The organism is Sporosarcina sp. P7 (assembly GCF_002743425.1).
Taxonomy (GTDB): Bacteria; Bacillota; Bacilli; order Bacillales_A; family Planococcaceae; genus Sporosarcina.
In genome coordinates this window covers 400391-413862 of record NZ_PDZF01000001.1, presented here as the reverse complement: position 1 = coordinate 413862, position 13472 = coordinate 400391, and the positions used below count along the sequence as shown (strand labels likewise).

The following is a 13472-nucleotide window of genomic DNA, read 5'->3' as shown; positions in this document are numbered from 1 at the left end:
AATAAATAGTACTTTTCTGTAACCATAATAAAAAGACTCGAAGCTCTTACGAAATGAGCGACAAGTCTTCGTTTTATACTCACAGAAAATTGTGATACAGTGTTACTAAGGGAGTGAATGAAATGAGTAATTGTGCAATTGATCATACGCAACAAGACGTTGTAGAAAAATTAGCAGAACAGAGAGCGTTCATGCCAGAAAAGTTGGTGAAAAGTTGTGAGTTGTTTTTAAGCAAATCATTGAGTCAAGAGACATTGAATGAGGTATTTCATTTGTTGAAAAAATATGACTTAGCAACAGAAACAGAGCGTGCAGAACGTGATAATAAGATGCAACAGTTATTTATATGAGCTGAACTATATGTCTACTCTATGTGATGAGTCATTACTGTACATCACTTTGTAAAAGAGAAATCGCAGACTCAAGTAACTGAATATCTTGTAGGATAAAAGTTTTGATATCGGCGGGCGCAGTATGATACTCATCGCTGAGTAGTTCGAGCTCTCGGATGAAGATAGAACTTTCGTTTTGGTTGGTCATGATTGCAACCCTCCTTATAAGACAATTTACCCGCCAGGATAGTGTTTTAAACGGAATTGAAATCAAATATTTCAATCACATGACATTTTGATTGCTGACTAACTTGGGTTTCGTCGGCGACCAAGTGAGCAAGAATTCCTTAGTACGACTACTTCCGATTGATAGCAAGTCCTCAATTTGCTCTTCGTTTAGATCAAATTGTGTTGCACTATAATTTTCCACAGGAATGAAAACTATGTTTTGTACATGTTGCTTTGAGATATATTTTTCATCATGCGCGTTTCTCATTGTGGAGAATAGCGCTTCGAATAATTGCAAGGCATTTCGAATGGTACGTCCGGGTACTTCATCTTGATTGCGACTTAGTTTGAGCCCGATTACAGGTCGTTTACATGGCGATGTATCTTCATCAAAAATCCACATCGGGAAATTACTTAATACACCGCCGTCTACTACTATAGTTTCTTTTGGTGCATCGAGACGTATGGGTTCAAAAAAGTAGGGAATACCACAACTCATACGCAGTGCTTTAGCAATTGAAAATCGGTCAGAATCATATCCGTATTTCTCCAAGTCATCAGGTAATACTATCATCTTGCCGTTTGTTAAGTCAGATGCCACTAATTTTAATGATCCTTTCGGAAGATCGCCAAATGCATAACAACCTTTACGTGCGAGTTTATCAAAAAACCACTCTTCCAGCGCCTTACCTTGATACAATCCCATTCTCCAATAAAGCGATATCCATTTCATAAAGGGAAATGGCAATAGTGTCTTTCTCGGATCCAGTAGTGCTTGGAAATCTTCTTCAGCCAACATGACTCCGATTTCATCCGCTGTATAGCCGGCCGCCAAAAAACTTGCAACAATAGCTCCTGCACTTGTACCAGCTACGTTTTCAAAACGATAACCTTGTTTCTCCAACTCCAGAACCGCTCCAACTAGCGCAAAACCTTTCAATCCTCCGCCTGAAAATACGCCATTGATCCGCACTGTATCCCTGCTTTCATTTTTATTGGTCTACTACTGTAAGGTCTCCGCAACAGAAATAGAACAATATTCATGTGGAAATGTATGAAAATTCCCTTTCGGTGAACTATAATAAAGAATCCATACAAACATGTACAGGATTCGATTATAGATTGTTGGAGGAGGTGTGCAACATGAGCATATTTATGCGAATTGCACTGACATTAGTCATTATTGGTGCACTAAACTGGGGATTGATCGGATTTTTCAATTTTGATTTGGTTGCCAGTGTATTTGGAGGACAAAACACGATTCTTGCCAAGATTGTCTATGCCATTGTGGGACTGAGCGGATTGGCAGCGATTGGACTTTTAGTTAAATCGAATGATGAGATTATTGAGGATGTGGATGAAAGGGTAGAGCCCCATAAGCATTTTGATCGAATTCGGAATGTGAATTACAACACCGAGTTTGGGGAAGACCTGGATATGATGGGGAAGAATAAAAAAGTGGATCGGTCACGTAAAGAACCAAAAGAATGATCAAAAGGGTGTTCTCGTATAAAAGCGAGAACGCCCTTTCTCGTGAGTTTATGATATTTGTTGCGTCTCAATGTAACAATGCAACGGTAGGAGACGTAGCTTACGTACAGAAGGGGGGGAATTTCATTATTGTTGTAGGGCTAAAGCGTATGATGATAGCTTAGTTGTCTATACAGAATATATTGATGGAACAGAATAAGTGAAGTAAGGTGCCTTGCGGGAGTAGGCATCTTTTTTGTGCGTAAAAATAAATAAAAATGGATGTAAACTTTTTAGCCAGTGTAGAGTCTAATGTATAAGAGGGCAGAGAATGGGGTGACCGTCCAATGGAGATAAAGGAAAAAGAGTTGCATGTGAAAGCAATAGCTGGGGATGATGAAGCATTTCTGGCCGTGATGCAATTGCATAAGCAATCGCTTCTGCGGACAGCCTTGGCGTTTTTGCGAAACGAGGAGGATGCGATTGAAGCACTTCAAGAAATAACGTATCGTGCCTATAAAAAAGTTCGGACAGTAAAAGAACCTAGCTATCTCAAAACCTGGCTCATCCGTATCATGATAAATTATTGCCAAGATCAGTTGAAACTACGTAAGCGATACACAGTAGACGATAGTGGTTTGGAAACAGTATCAGCAGAAGACATTTCGTATATTGAATTGAGAGATGCACTGGCAACTTTATCTGACCAGGAGCAACGTTTAATTTATTTGAAATACTTTCAGGAATCAAAAATTAAAGATATAGCACAATCTGAAAATATACCAGAAAGCACTGTGAAATCAAGGCTTTACAAAACGATGCGTACGTTGAGGTCATACTTTGAAGATAAAGGGGGCAGTGATCATGTATGAGACAGAAGAAGCACGATTAAAGCAGTTGAAAGAACATTTAGATCAACAGTCGCTGCCTTTGTCTGAAGCTGATCAGGCGATTCGTCAAGGCATGGAAAGGGTACGTCGGGAAAAAAAGCAAGCGAGAAAAAGACGTAAGAGAATCTTTGGAAGTGTAGCGGTTGTGGCATTGTTGCTACTGACATTCATTACGTCTATTCGCGTATCCCCTGTATTCGCCCAGGCGGTAGCTTCCATTCCGGGTCTAGAGAAGTTCGTGGAATTGATTGCGATGGATAAAGGACTCGATGCGGTAATTCAGAACGACTATTATCAAGAAATCGGAGTGACTCAAACGATTGACGATAAAACGTTGACAGTAGATGGTGTCATTTTGGATGAGACGGGGATTAATATTTTCTACACAATTGAATCGAAGCGTTCGTTGAAAGGCTTACAAGTGGACTATATCCATTTGAAAGCGGAAGGCATTCCAGAGGGTAGCTTTTCTTATGGGAATATAATGGATGAAGAAGAGATCCATACGTATAAAGACCGTATAGACTACCAGTTTGGAGAATTGTATACTTCACAAAATCAGTCGTTTGATTTGAGCGTAGCTATCAAGTTAAAAGATCAAGAGACTGTGTTTTCTGTACCATTTACTGTACTTGAACAAGTAAAGGCAAGTGAAGTCTATACAATAGACAAAAAAGTCGATATACAAGGGCAGCAGTTCACGATTGAAAAGGTTACGGTATCCCCATTACGGGTGGGTGTAAAAATTACTATTGACCCTACTAACACGATGAAGATATTGCAATTCGAGGATATGCGGTTAGAAGATGAAAAAGGCGAGTTGTGGGGATCTATTCGAAACGGTACGACCGCGTTCGGCGGGGAAGACGGTAAATATACTTTCTTCCTGCAGAGTAATTACTTCTCGCAACCTAAAAAACTTTATTTGCGAATCAACAAAGTGCAGGCGTTAAACGTAGAAGAGGCCTTTGCAGAAGTGAATACGGAAACGGGGGAATGGCTTAATCAGCCAAATGACCAAAAAATCCAGTTACTACAATCCAATAAACATCATGCCGAATTCATAATGAAAAATACGGATGAGGAGGAATTTCCATTTTACTTTCTTGGTTCCGCTATTGATGCAAAAGGGGAAGAAGTGGAAACCCCTACGACAGGAAAGTATGGAGATGAAGAAGCGACACATTGGGACTTGAACTTCGGTCGGACCGATTATGCAAATCCATTAAGGCTTGAATTATTCGCTTATCCGAATTACCTTGAAGGCAACATTAAAATAAAGATAAAATAAAAATGCAGTGAAGGATCTTTTCCTCACTGCATTTTTTGCGTTGTTCGTTTGATAAAGCTGACATGACGTCCTGCTTGCCGGTCTTGCCGATAAGAAAAGCCCTCTGGACTTAGAAATGTACAAGTACGGTCGATTGTAATATTTGCTTCGGGTATTCCTGCCAGCTCACATTGCTTCTTCACTGTCAGTTGATTATCAATATGGTACTTTTTTGTCATCGCGTTATAGAGGATGAATTCGTCAGCGTAGCCAAGGTTATGAAATTTCGTATAAACGTCTTCATCCACTTCAAACTTTTCTTGACTGAGTGCGGCACCGATTTGGACATGAATTCGGCTCAGATCACTATGTTCGTATTGCTGTAGGTGGTGGAATAGCTTCCTTGTGATTTCTTTCACAGTGCCTTGCCAACCGGAATGAATTGCCCCAATTAATGTACTGTCGTCGCTGTGAAATAATACAGGAACGCAGTCAGCTGTTAAACTGCACAGCACGATGCCTGGTTCAAATGTATACAGTGCATCCGTGTCGGCAATTGCCGTTTCTTGTCGCAATGCTCCTTTTCCACGGTCTCGTGCAGTCACTTTATGAAAGTTCGCGCTATGTGTTTGGTTGGCAAACACGAAATCTTCCAACTCGCATTGTAAAAAGTCCGCCAATTGTCGGCGATTGTTCGTCACATCAACTGCTGACACACATGCATGCAAAGCAGTATTATTGCACTCCGGTTCATTGCAATCTTTCATGGTCATACCCTTTAGAATATGGTTGTGGTCTTGATAGATCGTGGTTTTCATAATTCTTGATCTGCATTCAGTAATAGTTGTGTCAAAACTTGTGCACCGTAAATTAAGGCATCGGTATTAAAGGACATTTGTGGGTGATGCAACCCGGGCTTCAAATCACACCCTAATCCGATCATTGTCGCAGGAATAGAAGGTGTTTTCCACGTGTAGAAATGAAAATCTTCCGCGCCTTGAGAAATACATGGTACATCCACGTTTCCTTCCCCTAATACAGAGCCGATCGCCTGTTGTGCAAGTCGTATTGCTGTGGCATTTTCCGTAGCAGCAGGTGAATAACCTTCTTCATTGTATACAATTTCCGTCTCTGTCAAAGCGGCAGTGTGTTGGATCATGTGGGTGGCTTTTGCTAACAGAGCATCCATTGTTTCATTCGTTTCCGCACGAACATCCAATGTGAATCGTGCACTAGCTGGAATAGAGTTGCTCGTTTCGCCGCCATGTAATTCGGTGATTTTAATGGAGAATTTTTTATTGCCCGTCAAACGAATTTGACGCAGTGACTGGATTAAGAAACTTGCTGCTTCGATTGGGTTATTACCTTCTTCAGGTCTTGCTGCGTGCGCAGGTGTTCCCGTGATTGTACCCGTAATAGTCGCGGACGAGCCGTGTAAAATCGCTGGTGCAGATTTACCGAACGGAACTTCTGTATGCGGGCGTACGTGCAGACCACCTAGGAATAGAACATCTTCTAGCACGCCTTCTTTCATCATTTGTAACGCACCTTCCGCCAACTCTTCCGCAGGTTGGAAAATGAATCGAATGGTATGATGCAAATCCATTTCGCAGTTCTTTAAAGCAAGTGCCGTATATAGCGCCATCGTACTATGCGCGTCATGTCCACAAGAATGGTTTGCCATTACTTCACCATTGACTTCCTGTACCAATGCATCCATATCCGCGCGTAACGCAATGACACCCTGGTTTCGCCCTGCGATTTCTGCAATGAATCCGTGATGACCGGCATAGCCAGTTATACTCAATCCGGCAGCTGAAAGCTTCTCTTGTAAATACCGTGAAGTCTGCTGTTCTTGCCAGCTAGGCTCGGCAATAGCATGCAGTTCTTGATAGGTCTCTAGTATTTCCTTTTTATGACGTTCTATATAGTTTAGTGGGTCAGTCATTAAGGATTGCCTCCATTTCATGAAGTAGATGATCTTAAAAGTAAAACATATTGACTAGTAAACAGCAAAGATCGGGACGAATCATCATAAACTACTTTACCTTACAAAACCGTTACTCAACAATAGTAATGTAACTGCTTGAATCATTAATAGAAGTATCGATTGTTTTTTTCTTTTCCGAAGTAATTATAAGTGGAGGATGTTAAAATGACTTATATCAGTTTAATTGAAACAATTGAAAAGGAATAGGTGTACAACATGAGTTTATTGACAGTAAAAAATATTTGCCACGGTTTCGGTGACCGTGTAATTTTCGAAGACGTATCATTCCGTCTATTGGCGGGTGAACATATAGGATTAGTAGGTGCAAATGGGGAAGGAAAATCCACGTTTATGAATATCATTACACATAAGCTGGAGCCCGATGCAGGGACTGTCACTTGGTCAAAGCGTGTACGGATCGGATATTTAGATCAGCATGCAGCTTTGAAGCAGGGGATGTCTATCCGTGATGTGTTGCGCACTGCGTTTCAATATTTATATGATAGGGAAACTGAAATGAATAGTCTCTTTGCGAAGATGGGTGAAGTAGGGCCGGATGAACTGGAAGGTTTACTAGAAGAAACTGGACAAATCCAAGAATCCCTAGAGCAAAGTGATTTTTACATGATTGACGCAAAAGTAGAAGAAGTCGCAAACGGTCTAGGTCTTGATGAATTTGGATTGGATACTGACGTGAATGATTTAAGTGGTGGCCAGCGTACAAAAGTATTATTGGCCAAATTATTACTTGAAAAGCCCGATATTTTATTGCTTGATGAGCCGACGAACTACTTGGATGTCGAGCATATTGAATGGTTGCGTACGTATTTGCAAGAGTATCCAGGAGCATTCATTTTGATCTCGCATGATATCCCATTCTTGAACAGTGTCATTAACCTGATTTATCATATGGAAAACCAACAGGTCAATCGTTACCCTGGCGATTATAACGAGTTTTTGCGTGTGCATGAAATGAGACAGCAACAGGTCGAAGCAGCTTATAAAAAGCAACAGAAAGAGATTTCTCATTTGAAGGACTTTGTTGCGCGTAATAAAGCGAATGCAGCAACGAGTCGAATGGCAATGTCCCGACAGAAGAAACTAGATAAGATGGACATTATTGAGTTAGATTCTGAAAAACCGAAACCACATTTCGATTTCAAGACGGCAAGAACGCCTGGGAAGTATTTGTTTGAAACGACCGATCTAGTCATCGGATACGATGAACCCCTATCGAAGCCTTTGAATCTTTCAATGGAACGTGGACAGAAGATTGCTCTTGCAGGAGCAAACGGAATTGGAAAAACAACATTGTTAAAAAGTATTCTCGGGGAAATAACCGCTCTTTCAGGTAAAGTTGAGCAAGGTGAGCACCTATCAATCGGTTACTTCGAACAGGAAACGAAAACAGATACAGATCATACGTGCTTGGAAGAGATTTGGAGTGAGTTTCCGCACTTAGCGCAGTATGAAGTACGGGCGGCTCTAGCGCGTGTCGGATTAACGACGAAACATATTGAAAGTAAAGTAAAGGTATTAAGTGGAGGAGAGCGTGCGAAAGTCCGTCTATGTAAACTGGTAAATAGTGAAACAAATTTATTAGTATTAGATGAACCGACAAATCACTTGGATTATGATGCAAAAGAAGAACTAAAGCGTGCTTTGAAAGAGTATAAGGGAAGTATCTTACTTATTTCACATGAACCGGACTTTTATGAAGATGTAGTATCCACTATTTGGAACGGGGAAACGTGGACTACGAAGATGTTCTGAAAAATGATCCTGTTCCACGTGAAACAAAAAATCCAACCGGCGGCGGTTGGATTTTTTGTTCAAAAATTTATAATGCCTGCTCTGATTGACTATATTTTAAACAGCTTTATTACATCTGTCTCAAAACATCTGCATAAACTTTTTTAATGCAAATGAATGATAGCTGTTCTTCTTCGTAACAATACCGAGCTTCCAAAGTAAAGGCGGCCCTTCTATAGGAATCATCTTAATATTTTCGTTAGTAAACTTCGTCGATATGGATTGGGGAAGAAGCGTGATACCCAGTTTCGCAGCGACTAGTTCAATGATCAAATCCCACTGAGAGCTTTCATACGATATAGTCGGATTAAACCCGACCTCTTTACAGGCGCTTATGATATAGCGATGTAAGGCAAAACTTTTAGAAAATAGGATGAGTTGTTCTTCTTTTAGTTCAGTTAATGCAACGGCATCTTGTTTTGCAAATGGATGTTCATGATGGACGAACAGAAAGAATTTATCTGAGATGAAAGGCTGAACATGGAAAACGTCTTGATCTGTCGGCAACACAATAATGCCAACATCGATCTGGCCTTTATCGACAAGCTCTTCCACGACTTTGGCGCCCAACTCATGCAACTCGATTTTAATTTGGGGATAATTCCTCGATAGGTTTTTGGCGATCTGTGGAAAGAACAGTGTCCCAATCAAAGGTGGCATGCCGATTTTAATTTCTCCCGACACGCCCTCGGCCAGATCTTCAAGTAAGACGGGAAGTTCACCGAGTAATTGAAGGATTTGTTTTCCTTGCTCATACACAATGTCTCCTGCATCTGTCAATCGAAGGCTACGTGTAGAACGGTTGAAAAGTCTAACATTCAAATCATTTTCAAGTCTTTTCACGGATTTACTTAAAGAGGGCTGCGAAATAAAAGAATGTTCAGCGGCCTTTGTAAAACTTAAATGATTGGCTACTTGTATAAAGGCCTGAAAGTCTTTAAGTTCGATGATCATCCAACCTTTCATTTATTCCGATTTAGAATACACTTGATTCATAATATTCATTTTACATATAAGTCAGAAATCTGTACACTATTATTAAAGAGTTGGAGGAGGTTACAGTATGAGTAAAGTGATGGATTCATTTATGGAAGCGGTTTCAGACGTTCAAGATGGTGCTACGTTAATTGTAGGAGGCTTCGGGTTATGTGGTATTCCGGAAAAATCCATACAGGCGTTACAAGATAGTGGCGTGAAGGATTTAACGGTCGCTAGCAATAATTGTGGAATAGATGATGCAGGCCTTGGCAAGTTGCTTGTCAATAAACAGATTAAAAAGATGATCGCTTCTTATGTGGGGGAAAACAAAACGTTTGAAAAGCAGTTCCTAAATGGAGAGTTAGAAGTAGAACTGAGTCCGCAAGGGACGCTCGCAGAGAGAATCAGAGCGGGCGGTGCAGGGATTCCTGGATTCTACACAGCGACAGGGGTAGGTACACCAATCGCAGAAGGTAAAGAGACAAAAGAGTTTAACGGCAAGATGTATCTACTCGAAGAAGGGATCGTTGGGGACTTTGCACTTGTGAAAGCTTGGAAGGCGGATACACTTGGAAACCTAGTCTATCGCAAGACAGCCATGAACTTTAATCCATTAGCTGCAACAGCAGGCAAAATTACGATTGCGGAAGTTGAAGAAATCGTTGAAGCCGGAGAGCTCAGTCCGGAGGAAATTGATACACCAGGTATTTATGTACAGCGAGTACTACTCGGAACAGATTATGAAAAGCGCATTGAACGCTTAACGGTGAAAAAAGCGTAAAAGGAGAGATGACCATGACGGAAACACGAAATACAATCGTAAAACGTGCGGTAGAAGAAATTCAGGACGGTATGAACGTCAACCTCGGTATCGGCATGCCCACCCTTGTTGCTAACGATATTCCAGATGGTATGACAGTTTTATTGCAATCGGAAAATGGCCTGCTTGGCATAGGGCCTTATCCAGTAGAAGGGCAAGAGGATGCAGATTTGATCAATGCTGGAAAAGAAACGATTACGACAGTTCCAGGTTCATCTTTCTTTGACAGTGCGGAATCGTTTGCGATGATTCGCGGTGGACACATTGACTTGGCGATTCTTGGCGGTATGGAAGTTTCGGAAAGTGGAGACTTGGCCAACTGGATGATACCAGGAAAAGTGGTGAAAGGAATGGGCGGCGCGATGGACTTGGTTGTCGGTGCAAAACGTGTCGTAATCATCATGGATCATGTCAATAAACACGGCGAATCGAAAGTGAAAAAAACGTGTTCATTACCGTTGACGGGCCTGGGTGTCGTTGATCGACTCATCACGGATTTGGCTGTGTTTGATTTCACAGAGGACGGTATGAAGCTTGTGGAAACTGCTGCAGGTATCTCTGTGGACGAAGTAAAAGAAAAAACCGAAGCAATTTTTACAATATCTCCAAACTTTACGGCTAGATAATTCGATTGACGATACCCACTAACGAAGGTGTCGTCTTTTTAATTGGAATGGGGGCAGGTTCATGGAAAGAATAGCTATCATAGGGTGCGGTACAATGGGCCACTCCATTGCACTGAGTGCTGCGTGGGCGGGATACGATGTGACGATGCATGGCATAAACGTCGAAGAACTCGAGCGCGCACTGGTAAGCATTGCGAGTAAGTTACAAGTATTAACGGACAATGACTTGTTGGAGATTGAAGAAGTGGAGTCAGTAAAAGATAGGATTACTACAGTAACAACAATTGATGATGCTGTAAAGGATGCGACGTTCATTATCGAAGTAGTGCCTGAACGTCTGAAGTTGAAGCAACAAATCTTCAAACAACTGGATAAGCTTTGTGATCCTTCCGTGATTCTGGCAAGTAACACTTCGGCAATCAGTCCGACTGACATCGCTGCGAAAACTACACATCCTGAACGCACGGTCATCACACATTTTTGGCATCCGGCGCATTTGATTCCATTAGTTGAAGTAGTTCGCGGATCAAAAACAAATGACGAAACGGTTAAACGTTCGATGGCATTAATGAATGGTATGAATAAAAAGCCGATCGAAGTGAAAAAGGAAGTACGGGGTTTTGTAGGGAATCGTCTACAATTCGCCTTGTTGCGCGAAGCACAGCATATTTTACAAGAAGGAATCGCGACAAAGGAAGACATAGACGCTGCAGTTCTTTACAGTATCGGTAGAAGATTACCTGTCACGGGTCCTTTTTTATCGGCAGATATGGGTGGCCTAGATGTATATACGGACATATCGAATTATTTATATAAAGATTTATCGAATGCAAACCAATCCGCAGCTAGTTTGCAGGAATTAGTGGAAGCGGGAGAGCTCGGTAGTAAAACAGGCAAGGGATATTATGAATGGGATCCTTCATTTACTAAGGAGATACATTCTGCGCGGGAAAAAGAACTGATCCGCTATGTAAAGCAAGATAGAGGAGGATAAATAAAAATGCCAGAACACCCAAAGCGGGCAGTTCTGGCATTTTTATTTCTTCATGAGTAAATAGCAAAAGTACGGTGCACCTATCAATGAAACAATAATACCTGCTGGAATACCACTCGGTTCCAAGATATTTCGCCCAATTGTGTCCGCTAGCAATAGAAGGAAACTACCGAGCAAGATCGCAATAGGTAAATTCATTTGATGGCGTGGGCCGATTAGAGACTTGGCGATATGAGGCGCCATCAGACCGATGAACGCGATACCACCTGTAACCGACACAGCGGATGCAGCTAGGGCCACAGCAGTCAGCAATAACACTACACGCTCTCGTTCAATCGTGACACCGATACCCGTCGCCACAGCTTCATTCAAGCTGAGCATGTCGAGCCGGTGTGCTTTAAATAATGCGAAAGGAATTAATATGAGCAACCAAGGGGTCAGTGCCCAAATGTAAGGCCAATCCGTTCCCCAAATATTCCCTGCTATCCATCTTGAAATGAAATCGACTTTCTCTTGCTTAGCGGAAGAAGTCAATACGACCATCACACCTGAAAGAGCCATTGAAAAGCCAATACCCACCAATACAAGGCGCATAGGCTGCAGTCCACTTTTTCTACTGTAAGCAAATAGGTAAATTAAAACCGAAGTGATGAGAGCTCCAGCAAGCCCAACTAACGGTAATAAGTAAGTGAACGCACCGGACTCAATCGGCACAAACAAGAAAAATAGTGCAATAGCGACTCCAGCCCCAGAATTTATTCCGATGATGCCGGGATCCGCAAGGTCATTACGTGTGATCCCTTGTAAAATAGCACCTGATAAGGCAAGCGCAGCACCGGCCAACAACGTAATGATGATTCGCGGGAGGCGAATAGAAAACAGTACAAATTCTTCTTTGAAAGTGCCTTGACCGAGAAGAGTAGGGATTAGCCGGCTCCATTCAATAGAAGCAGATCCTAAACCAAGCGCAAGAATAGTTAGGAAGAGAATCAGTACAAGGAAGCATGCTCCAAGAATTCTTTGTTTTCTTCGTATATGTGGAAGTATCATGAGAATGCCTGACCTCCTTTGCGTACGATTAAAAGAAAGAACGGTAAGCCGATGATTGCAATCAATGCAGCAACAGGCGTTTCAAACGGTGCTTGTAGCATTCGTCCAACCGTATCTGCTAGCAGCATGAAAGTTGCACCTAAAATGGCGGAAGTCGGGATGATGAATCGGTAATCTGTACCGACGATCGACCGAACAATATGTGGGATCATTAACCCGACAAATGCTAGGTTACCCGCTAATGCCACAGCAGCTCCCGCTAATAAGATAATCACAATAAACAACAGAACTTTTATTTTCAATGTATTTTGTCCAAGTCCAATCGCTACTTCTTCATTTAGGCTCAATAATGTCAATTGACGTGAAAGTACAAGTGCGACGAAAATCCCTATAATGATGACTGGCGCAATGGTCTGCAACTGTCCCCATGAAGTGCCGATCAATCCGCCAGCTGTCCACATTGCCACATCCTTTGAAATCTTAAAATACAAACCAACGCCCTGTGCGATGGCGAATAAAAATGTAGAGACGGCTGCGCCTGCCAATACAAGCCGAATGGGTGCAAAGCCGCCTCGCTTCGCAGAGGCAATACCGAAGACGATCAGCGCACCGACAGCAGAGCCGATGAAGCAAGCTGTCATGATGCCGAAATAGTTGATAGTTGGAATGCATGCAAGCGCAATGGCTAATGCGGCATTCGCCCCGGCAGTCAGTCCAAGCAACCCAGGATCTGCCAATGGGTTTCGCGTCATGCCTTGCATAATCGCCCCGGAAACGGCCAAAGCCGCACCCACAAACACGGCACCTATTTCACGTGGAAAGCGTATTTCTCGCAGGATCAGAATGTTATCCTTTTGATTTGTCGTGAATGAAAGTAAAATATCTTGCCATGTAGTGTGAGCGGCACCAAGCTTCATGGCAAATAGGAAACTGATTAGTAACAGCATCGTGCTAGCAAATAATTTAAGACTAAATGGTATAGCTTTTCTAACGGGTTTGTCCATTTTATTCA

15 protein-coding genes are annotated in these 13472 nt (G+C 42.0%); 8 read left to right on the top strand and 7 right to left on the bottom strand.

The features are described from left to right. The first annotated feature begins 122 nt into the window (after positions 1–122). Positions 123–350, top strand: coding sequence for a group-specific protein (locus CSV60_RS02210; RefSeq protein WP_099630393.1), 228 nt, complete (start codon positions 123–125; stop codon positions 348–350). Positions 351–384: 34 nt separating this feature from the next. On the opposite strand, the gene CSV60_RS15815 is transcribed toward CSV60_RS02210, so the two are convergent. Continuing rightward, entirely contained in the window at positions 385–540 is a 156-nt protein-coding gene (locus CSV60_RS15815) for a hypothetical protein (protein WP_155979523.1), read from the bottom strand. A 75-nt stretch (positions 541–615) separates the two neighbouring features. Next, on the bottom strand, positions 616–1533 hold the full coding sequence (locus tag CSV60_RS02205; RefSeq protein ID WP_099635850.1) for a patatin-like phospholipase family protein: 918 nt from the start codon (positions 1531–1533) through the stop codon (positions 616–618). A 170-nt stretch (positions 1534–1703) separates the two neighbouring features. On the opposite strand from CSV60_RS02205, the gene CSV60_RS02200 reads away from it, so the two are divergent. The 3 genes from CSV60_RS02200 to CSV60_RS02190 all read left to right on the top strand — a co-directional run bounded on the left by CSV60_RS02200 (position 1704) and on the right by CSV60_RS02190 (position 4211). Then, entirely contained in the window at positions 1704–2051 is a 348-nt protein-coding gene (locus CSV60_RS02200) for a DUF378 domain-containing protein (protein WP_099635849.1), read from the top strand. Positions 2052–2377: 326 nt separating this feature from the next. Further along, positions 2378–2902 carry an RNA polymerase sigma factor gene (locus CSV60_RS02195; RefSeq protein WP_233189510.1) on the top strand — a complete coding sequence of 175 codons (525 nt, stop codon included), beginning with the start codon at positions 2378–2380 and terminating at the stop codon, positions 2900–2902. Further along, positions 2895–4211: a DUF4179 domain-containing protein gene (locus CSV60_RS02190; protein WP_099635848.1), complete on the top strand. Its 1317-nt coding sequence runs from the start codon at positions 2895–2897 to the stop codon at positions 4209–4211. Before CSV60_RS02195 ends, CSV60_RS02190 begins: the two co-directional genes overlap by 8 nt. A gap of 23 nt (positions 4212–4234) precedes the next feature. Here the strand turns inward: CSV60_RS02190 and pgeF are convergent, their stop codons facing one another. After that, entirely contained in the window at positions 4235–5008 is a 774-nt protein-coding gene (gene pgeF / locus CSV60_RS02185; protein WP_099630397.1) for a peptidoglycan editing factor PgeF, read from the bottom strand. Then, positions 5005–6138, bottom strand: a complete 1134-nt coding sequence (locus CSV60_RS02180; protein ID WP_099635847.1) for an amidohydrolase — start codon at positions 6136–6138, stop codon at positions 5005–5007. Before CSV60_RS02180 ends, pgeF begins: the two co-directional genes overlap by 4 nt. 258 nt (positions 6139–6396) lie before the next feature. Between CSV60_RS02180 and CSV60_RS02175 the strand changes: the two genes are divergently transcribed. Next, positions 6397–7953 (top strand): ABC-F family ATP-binding cassette domain-containing protein, encoded by a 1557-nt coding sequence (locus CSV60_RS02175; protein WP_099630399.1) that lies wholly within the window; start codon positions 6397–6399, stop codon positions 7951–7953. Positions 7954–8073: 120 nt separating this feature from the next. On the opposite strand, the gene CSV60_RS02170 is transcribed toward CSV60_RS02175, so the two are convergent. Beyond that, on the bottom strand, positions 8074–8940 hold the full coding sequence (locus tag CSV60_RS02170) for a LysR family transcriptional regulator (RefSeq protein WP_099630585.1): 867 nt from the start codon (positions 8938–8940) through the stop codon (positions 8074–8076). Positions 8941–9055: 115 nt separating this feature from the next. Between CSV60_RS02170 and CSV60_RS02165 the strand changes: the two genes are divergently transcribed. From CSV60_RS02165 to CSV60_RS02155, 3 genes are all read left to right on the top strand, one after another. Continuing rightward, entirely contained in the window at positions 9056–9751 is a 696-nt protein-coding gene (locus tag CSV60_RS02165; protein WP_099630400.1) for a CoA transferase subunit A, read from the top strand. Positions 9752–9765: 14 nt separating this feature from the next. Continuing rightward, positions 9766–10416: a 3-oxoacid CoA-transferase subunit B gene (locus tag CSV60_RS02160; protein WP_099635846.1), complete on the top strand. Its 651-nt coding sequence runs from the start codon at positions 9766–9768 to the stop codon at positions 10414–10416. Positions 10417–10477: 61 nt separating this feature from the next. Next, the gene (locus CSV60_RS02155) at positions 10478–11410 is read left to right on the top strand and encodes a 3-hydroxyacyl-CoA dehydrogenase family protein (protein WP_099635845.1); all 933 of its coding nucleotides are present in this window, start codon (positions 10478–10480) and stop codon (positions 11408–11410) included. 42 nt (positions 11411–11452) lie between these two features. On the opposite strand, the gene CSV60_RS02150 is transcribed toward CSV60_RS02155, so the two are convergent. Then, complete coding sequence (locus tag CSV60_RS02150; RefSeq protein ID WP_099635844.1) at positions 11453–12460, bottom strand: FecCD family ABC transporter permease; 1008 nt, start codon at positions 12458–12460, stop codon at positions 11453–11455. Beyond that, positions 12457–13464: a FecCD family ABC transporter permease gene (locus CSV60_RS02145; protein WP_099630404.1), complete on the bottom strand. Its 1008-nt coding sequence runs from the start codon at positions 13462–13464 to the stop codon at positions 12457–12459. Before CSV60_RS02145 ends, CSV60_RS02150 begins: the two co-directional genes overlap by 4 nt. Between the last annotated feature and the right edge of the window lie 8 nt (positions 13465–13472).